Source organism: Streptomyces alkaliphilus (genome assembly GCF_014141535.1).
GTDB lineage: Bacteria > Actinomycetota > Actinomycetes > Streptomycetales > Streptomycetaceae > Streptomyces > Streptomyces alkaliphilus.
Map to the genome: position 1 here is coordinate 1 of NZ_VKHT01001239.1, position 1,262 is coordinate 1,262.

Here is a 1,262-nt window from a genome sequence, read left to right on the forward strand (position 1 = left end):
TCACCGGGTTTCGGACGCCCCGGCCCGGGCGGGCACCGACTCGTCGCTTTCCAGGAGGGCGTACGGGTCCTCCATCTCGTACCAGCCGAGGCCCGGGGGACAGCGGTCGTACCCCAACAGCCGACGCACCTCCTCGGGATAGGCCCGTACGGCTTCCCTGGGCACCGCGAGGTACTGGTTCTCCTCCTGACGGAGGTTGCCCAGGTCGAGGGCGATGGTCAGGCCGGTGCGCGGGGTGTCGGTCGTATTGCCGCCGCCCCCGTGATACACCCCGCCGAGCCAGATGAGGCCCGACCCCGCCCGCATCTCGGTGGGGATCGCCTCCTCGACACGCGGAGCGCGTTCGTCGTCCCAGTGGTGGCTGCCCGGAATCACCATGGTGCCGCCGTTGGCCGCCGTGAAGTCGCTCATGGCGAGCATCAGCTGCACTCGGCTGGTCGGGCCGGGATGGCGGCGCAGATGGAGCGCGTCGTCGCGGTGCAGGGGCTGGCGTCCCTGGCCCCGGTGTATCTGGATCGCCTGGGTGCCACTGATCTGGATGGTCGGGACGAGCGCGGTGCGGGAGCGACCGATCCACACGTGGACCGGCTTCTGCATGATCCGCCGGGCGGCGCCCAGGTACAGCGGGTGGGTGACGACCGGCGTCAGTCGGGCGGTACGGGCGAAGATCGAGGAAACCCGCCGGGTGCGGGTGCCGTTGTACCAGTCACCGCTGTAGCCGCGGGCGTCCAGGTGCGGACCGAGGTCCTCCCACAGTCCCCGCAGGGTGGCGGCGTCGGCGAGGTTCTCGACGATCACCCCCCCGTCCCGTTCGAGAATGCCGACGACCTCGTCGAGCTCGGTGTCGGGCGCCACTCGCTGCAGCCCGGTCATCGTTCCTCCGTCTCGTCGTGCGCTTCGTGGCGGGTGGTGGTCCCTCAGCTGTCGCGGTGGTTGCCGGCCCCGGCGGTCACCAGACGCCGGAGGCCCGACAGGTCCGGGTCCTCCTCGAAGATGTCGCCGACCTCGAGCCGGACGTCGAGCTCGTCCTCGATGCGCGAGACCATGAGGGTGGCGGAGATGGATTCGCCACCCGCCTCGAAGAACGTGACCTCCCCGCTCCCGGCGTCCTCCCCGAGAACTTCCGTCCAGATCATCGCCAGCGTCCGGTCGACTGCCGCCACGTCGGTGCTCATGAGCGCTCCTTCCTCTTCCGTCGAGCCGCCCACCGGGCGGGCGCTGGCAGCTTCACACCCGTGGGAGGGGCCGGGCATCTCCTGGAT

General features: G+C 70.6%; 2 protein-coding genes. Both read right to left on the reverse strand.

Features of this window, described 5'->3' with window-relative positions:
- Positions 1–873, reverse strand: a complete 873-nt coding sequence (locus tag FNQ90_RS23680; RefSeq protein WP_182608214.1) for a phytanoyl-CoA dioxygenase family protein — start codon at positions 871–873, stop codon at positions 1–3.
- Positions 874–917: 44 nt separating this feature from the next.
- Positions 918–1,175 carry a phosphopantetheine-binding protein gene (locus FNQ90_RS23685; RefSeq protein ID WP_173019467.1) on the reverse strand — a complete coding sequence of 86 codons (258 nt, stop codon included), beginning with the start codon at positions 1,173–1,175 and terminating at the stop codon, positions 918–920.
- Between the last annotated feature and the right edge of the window lie 87 nt (positions 1,176–1,262).